Source organism: Rossellomorea sp. LJF3, from assembly GCF_037046045.1.
Lineage (GTDB): Bacteria > Bacillota > Bacilli > Bacillales > Bacillaceae_B > Rossellomorea.
In genome coordinates, this window is the sequence record NZ_JBANLY010000009.1 from 144,608 (window position 1) to 151,231 (window position 6,624).

Below are 6,624 nucleotides of genomic sequence, written 5' to 3' on the forward strand. Positions count from 1 at the left end.
CGCTATGTATGCGCTAGCCTTTTTTATTTTCCCTCAGATTCCATGCCTTTTCAGGATAATCCGTTACAAATGCAGTGCAGCCCAAATTCAGTAACCTCTCCATTTGATCCACCTTATTCACCGTGTAAGGTCTGACACCAATTCCGTTGTTCATCGCTTCGATGATCATCTCATCCCTTACCGCTTTCAGGTTGGGGTGTATCGCTTTCGCCCTTATTGACTGGGCATAAATCCAGGGCATGAATAAGCGTGATGAGTAGAGCGGTGCGATTTCAACGGCAGGCTCCAAACGGTAACAGGCCACAATCGAATAATGATTGAAAGAAGAGATGATGATCCGATCCTCAAACCCGAACTCCCTGATCAGTCCGATCACCTTCTCTTCCATGCCTTGATAATCCATGATACTGTTTTTTAACTCGATGTTACAAAGAAGTTCATTCCCCTGTAACCACTGAAAGACCTCCCTCAATGACGGGACGCGATTTTTCTTGAATAGTTTACTCTTGAATTTGAAATTCGCCTGGAGCTTTTGAATGTCTTTTAACGTGTAATCTTTGACGAACCCTTTTCCATTGGTCGTCCGGTCGACGGTCTCATCATGTATGACGACCATTTCTCCATCTTTTGTCAGCTGAACATCCAATTCAATCCCGTCAGCCCTCACTCGTTCCGCTTCATAAAAAGCTTCCATTGTATTTTCCGGATGGGTACCCGCAGATCCACGGTGAGCAAAAATCAGCGTCATGAGTTCACTTCCTTTGCTTTTCTATATGTAGATTCTTTCACTTATAGATTTTAATAACTGACTTCATTATATACTTATTTGCTCCTGCCTCAAAGAATGAACCTTTTAACGCATACCATCAAAAAACCCTGAGGAACTCAGGGTTTATCGCGTTTTGTGGTGGCATTTGATTAGAACCAGCGGCAACGGCAGCGGCGGCGGTTGTCCATTTCACCGGCTACATCGTTATCCCTGCAGCGGCGAACGGCTCTGCAGAAATCTTCCCCTCTGATATAAGCTCTGACAGGAACTCTGAAGTCGTTGTTGTTTTCGGAAGCACCTGCTACATCATTGTTTCTGCAGCGGTCAGAAGCTCCACCTACATTATCATTATTACGATAATATCCCATGGTATCACCTCCCCCCTTTTTGTTTTTGCACTACACTTTATCTTATGTAAGAGGGGACAGGCTGTAAGGGCAAACCACCAATTTTTCGAAAAAAGGCGTTTGTTACTGGGGGACTGATTCAGGGAATAGGTGACGCTGCCATAATAAAACCCCGTGAGCAAAAGGCTCACAGGGTCAATCTTTTGTACATTCAGTTTGAATGGCGGGGCCTATTCCTTACTCTTTCAAGAAGCCATATGCTCCAGGCGAAGTTTGTCCGCTACCATGGCAATGAATTCAGAATTGGTCGGCTTTGCCTTTGACATGCTGACGGTGTATCCGAATAAAGAAGAAATGGAGTCAATATTCCCTCTGCTCCAGGCCACTTCGATGGCATGACGGATCGCTCGTTCCACACGTGATGCGGTCGTATTGTATTTCTTTGCAATATCCGGGTAAAGGACTTTTGTGATGGACCCGAGTAACTCGATATCGTTATACACCATAGAGATGGCTTCACGTAAATATAAGTATCCTTTAATATGTGCCGGCACGCCGATTTCGTGGATGATGCTCGTGATGCTTGCATCCAAGTTCCTTGGTTTTTGTTCTGTATTCATTCTGGATGAGGAAGGTTTTTTGATGATTGAGTTTGATTTACCGCTGACTTGTCTGATATGACTCACTAGGTTTTCCATATCGAATGGCTTTAAAATAAAATAAGAAGCTCCAAGGTCGACAGCTTTCTTCGTCACATCTTCCTGACCGAAGGCCGTAAGCATGATGACATTTGGAATTCCCTTCTTTTCACGAAGTCGTTCAAGCACAGCCAGCCCGTCCAGGTGAGGCATGATGATATCAAGGACCAGGACATCCGGATCGACTTCCTCCAATAAATCTAAACAATCTTGACCATTATGGGCAATCCCTACTACTTCCATATCATTTTGCGAAGCAATGTAGTCCTCCAATAAAGACGTCAGCTCACGGTTATCATCCACAACACATACTTTAATCGATTTCACTACAGGTTTCCTCCTCAATCCTAATTAATTCATCTCTGTAATTTTATTCTAAATTACTTTTTCGACAATGCAACCTAAATTCCTTTTATTTTTGAAAAAAACTTGAAAATTATTATATTTTCTTCGATTTTCTAACGAATTCTTTATATTTCGACCCTATTCGATATTCGCGATTCATTTTGTCGAATAATCTTTATTTTATCAAGTATCTGCTCTCTTTGGCAAACGTATGGAAGTCAGTCACAATAGCATTACAAAAAAAAGAACCCTTATAAGTACCCGGTTTCGGTACTTTCGTAAGGGTTTTCCACTTTCAGCTTGCCCGGTTATGATCTTTTTTATAAATATCGATTCCCGCTTCACTCAGCATCCATTCAATGTGGACGCCGTATCCGCTGGTCGGGTCATTGACAAACACATGGGTGACAGCCCCGATAACCTTCCCATTTTGGATAATGGGACTACCGCTCATCCCCTGTACGATTCCACCTGTTTTCTTGAGCAACTCTGGATCCGTCACTTTCAAGACCATCCCTTTCGTTGCAGGATACTTCTGAGGGATGGTACTGACGATTTCAATATCGTACATTTCAACTTCTTTCCCATCCACAACGGTCAAAATCTGTGCCGGTCCTTCTTTCACTTGATGAGATAACGCGATGGGCATCGGCTTATCCATCAAGTCGTTTTCAATGGACTGATTCAATTCACCGAAAATCCCGAAAGGACTGTTTCGCTTAATGTTACCGATGACGTTCCGGTCAGATGAAAAGCGGGCCAGTTTCTCTCCTGGTTTTCCATCCGTCCCTTTTTGAATCGATGTGACTTCTGAGTTCACGATTTCCCCGTTTTCAACGACGATCGGTTTTTTCGTATCCATATCTGAAATCACATGGCCGAGGGCTCCGTATTTCTTCGACTTTGGATCATAAAATGTCATCGTCCCGATACCTGCCGCCGAATCACGGATATACAGGCCTAATTTATAGTTTTTGTCCCCTTTTTCCTTCAATGGAAGCAATTGTGTCTTCACGGTCTTTTGATCCCGCTTGATCACGACGTCAAGAGATTTCGCTTCTTCTCCTGCCTTCTGTACAAAAGGAGCAACATCGGCAAGTTCCTCAATTTTCGTTCCATTAATTTCAGTAATCATGTCCCCTACCTGAATACCGGCCTTTTCGCCGGGTGACATCTTTCCACCATCCGTTTCCACCAGATGATGCCCAACTACTAACACCCCGACAGTATTTAATTTCACTCCGATGGATTGTCCACCGGGAATCACTTTGAAATCTTTCAGTACTTCTACATCGACCTTTTTAATGGGCAGGCCGGCAAGCTCGAAGACCACTTCTTCCTTACCTACAGAACTTCCCTGGATGGAAAGCTGGCCTTTCCCTTCTTCCAATTGAACATGCTCATTATGCGACGAACCCATGGTCGTAACGGATGCAGCCTTAGGGAGAGCAACTTGATCCCCTTCCATCATCCTTACAGAGTTCGGAGTATTGACAAATTGTTGAACCGGTTTGTAAAAACCAATAAGACAAAGCGAAACAAGGAGAATTCCACCTATACATTTCCTTAACCAATCTAAACTCAATATATTCACTCTCCTCGCTTCTAATCCACAAACACTTACTATTGGCTACAGTTTTAATTTTGCCTTTAAAAGCCACATTTATAACTGGTAATCATGAAAAAAAAGCTACCCGAATTGGATAGCTTTTCATGTCTCTTTAATGGAACCGGCCAGTTGCAGTAATTCCTTTGCATGTTCAAGTGTCAGATCGGTAATTTCCACTCCTGAAATCATACGTGAAATTTCCTTGATTTTATCTTTTTCCTGAAGACGCTTCACCATGGTGCTCGTCCTGCCTCCTGTCATTTTTTTCGAAATGAATAAATGACAGTCGGCCATGGCTGCCACCTGAGGCAAGTGAGAGATGCACATCACTTGTGAATCGACGGCAACCTGATAGATCTTTTCAGCGATGGCCTGGGCGACCCTGCCGCTCACACCTGTATCAACCTCATCAAAAATGATCGATGTAATCCCTTGATGCTTTGAAAAAATGGTTTTAAGGGCAAGCATGATCCGTGACAGTTCCCCCCCTGAAGCCACCTTCGATAACGGCTTCAACGGCTCTCCAGGATTGGTGGAAATATAAAACTCAACGGTATCCCACCCATCCTTCTTGAAATCATGGAACGAAAAGGATTTGTGTTCCCCGCTTTTCACAAACCGGACTTCGAATTTCGTCTTATCCATATACAGCTGCTTTAACTGTTCGTGGATACTTGCTGTCAATTTCTTCGCCCACATTTTTCTCGTATCGGAGAGATTTTTCGCCTCGAGGGATAGATCTTTTTCAAGTGACTGTAATTTACTTTGTAATTGTTCAACATGGGAATCCTTATTCATGATCGTTTCAATTTCTTCTTCGATCTTAGAACTATAGGCAAGAATCTCTTCTACCGATGAACCATATTTTCTCTTAAGACCATTGATTTCATTCAATCTCGCCTCAATCAGGTCCAGTCGATTCGGCTCAAATTCAAGCATATCCAAGCCTCCCCTGACTTGATGGGCGGCATCTTCAAGGATATAATACGCATTCGATACGGATTCAAGCGTCTTTGCATACTGAGAATCGACTTCTGCAGCGGTTTCAAGATGGCTCATGGCGAGTCCTGCCCAGTCCATTCCCTTTCTTTCCCCTTGTATGCTGTCATACGAGGTTTGAAGCGCTTCAAATAGCCTTTCAAAGTTCATCAGTTTCCGCTTCTCTTCCTGAAGCTCTTCATCTTCATTAAGCTGAAGATTCGCATCTTGGATCTCTTTTAGCTGAAATTGAATAAGATCCAGGCGATGAGCCATCTCCTGTTCATTTTCATTCAATCTGTTCAGCTGCTTATAGATGGATAGATACTCTTTGTATACTTGTCCGTAACTGGATAATCCGGATGCAATATCCTTCCCTCCGAATTGATCCAATAAGGAAAGATGAAGGCTTTCATTCATGAGTTCCTGATGTTCGTGCTGACCGTGGATGTCAATAAGGGATGTCCCGACTTCCCTCATGATGGCGATCGTCACCAGCTTCCCATTAATTCTGCAAACACTCTTCCCCGTGCTCGATATATCCCTTCTAAGGACGATCATACCTTCCTCGATCTCGATCCCGAAGTCTGCCGCTTTCTGAAAGCAGGGATGTGTTTCATTATCAAGAATAAATAACCCTTCAATTTCAGCCTTCTTCTCCCCATGCCGCACATACTCAGAGGAGCCTCTGCCTCCAACCATTAAATGAATGGCGTCGATGATAATCGACTTACCCGCACCCGTTTCACCTGATAATACAGTCAACCCTTCTTCAAACGAAAGGGAAAGGGAATCGATAATGGCGAAATTTTTGATTGATAGTTCTTGTAGCAAAACATTCACCTCAAATAAAAAGGAACTTTCCCCTCAAAATTATGAAAAAGAAAAGCTTCCTATTGGATTTTGTATGAAGGGCTGACCATAAGCCCCATGATTAATCGTTTACAGCATATCTAAAAATCGTTCTGAAACGACTTTCGTTTCTTCTTCCGTCCGGCAAATGATCAAACAGGTGTCATCCCCGCAAATGGTACCAAGAATCTCTTCCCAGTCCAGATTATCGATTAAAGCCCCGATGGCATTTGCATTTCCGGGTAACGTTTTCATCACCAGCATATGCCCAGCCTGATCCACTTTTACGAACGCATCCGTCAGCGTACGCTTCAACTTCTGAAGTGGATTAAAGCGCTGATCAGCCGGCAAGCTGTATTTGTATCTGCCATCCATCAGCGGAACCTTCACTAAATGGAGCTCTTTGATATCCCTGGATACGGTTGCCTGCGTCACATTAAACCCTGCATTCTTCAGGCTTTCCACCAGCTCATCCTGCGTCTCCACATCTCTATTCGTAATGATTTCCCTGATTTTAATATGTCTTTGCCCTTTGTTCATCATAGAACATACACCTCTTACATTTGATTAAAGCCTGTATAAATATACCTCTACGCTTATGTTAGCCTATTTCGTTGGGAAGTACAATAAAAAAGAAAAGCGGAGGCGGCTCGTTTAGAGGCGACAAGCATAAGACGAACATCCCACAAAGGCGCTCTTTGCCTTTTTGGGATGTTTGGCTTATGACTCGAGCCTCTAGCCGCCGGAGCTGGACAAAAGAAAAGCGGAAGGGGCTCGTTCTGGGGCGACAAGCATAAGGCGAGTCACCCGGAAAGGCGCTCTTTGCCTTTTTGGGTGACTTGACTTATGACCTCGAGCCCCAAGCCCCTGGAGCTGGACAAAAGAAAAGCGGAAGGGGCTCGTTCTGGGGCGACTAGCATAAGGCGAGTCACCCGGAAAGGCGCTCTTTGCCTTTTTGGGTGACTTGACTTATGACCTCGAGCCCCAAGCCCCTGGAGCTGGACAAAAGAAAAGCGGAAGGGGCTC

6 protein-coding genes are annotated in these 6,624 nt (G+C 44.0%); all 6 read right to left on the reverse strand.

Features of this window, described 5'->3' with window-relative positions:
• Positions 1 to 13: 13 nt before the first annotated feature.
• Positions 14 to 748: a glycerophosphodiester phosphodiesterase gene (locus V8G47_RS11165; protein ID WP_336200171.1), complete on the reverse strand. Its 735-nt coding sequence runs from the start codon at positions 746 to 748 to the stop codon at positions 14 to 16.
• A 170-nt stretch (positions 749 to 918) separates the two neighbouring features.
• A complete protein-coding gene (locus V8G47_RS11170; protein WP_336200172.1) occupies positions 919 to 1,137 on the reverse strand; it encodes a hypothetical protein in 219 nt (72 codons plus the stop codon).
• Positions 1,138 to 1,361: 224 nt separating this feature from the next.
• On the reverse strand, positions 1,362 to 2,141 hold the full coding sequence (gene spo0A / locus V8G47_RS11175) for a sporulation transcription factor Spo0A (RefSeq protein ID WP_034758050.1): 780 nt from the start codon (positions 2,139 to 2,141) through the stop codon (positions 1,362 to 1,364).
• Positions 2,142 to 2,454: 313 nt separating this feature from the next.
• Entirely contained in the window at positions 2,455 to 3,744 is a 1,290-nt protein-coding gene (gene spoIVB / locus V8G47_RS11180) for a SpoIVB peptidase (protein ID WP_336200173.1), read from the reverse strand.
• 126 nt (positions 3,745 to 3,870) lie between these two features.
• Positions 3,871 to 5,580, reverse strand: coding sequence for a DNA repair protein RecN (gene recN, locus V8G47_RS11185; protein ID WP_336200174.1), 1,710 nt, complete (start codon positions 5,578 to 5,580; stop codon positions 3,871 to 3,873).
• A gap of 108 nt (positions 5,581 to 5,688) precedes the next feature.
• Positions 5,689 to 6,138 carry a transcriptional regulator AhrC/ArgR gene (gene ahrC / locus V8G47_RS11190; RefSeq protein ID WP_060672439.1) on the reverse strand — a complete coding sequence of 150 codons (450 nt, stop codon included), beginning with the start codon at positions 6,136 to 6,138 and terminating at the stop codon, positions 5,689 to 5,691.
• Positions 6,139 to 6,624 lie beyond the last annotated feature (486 nt).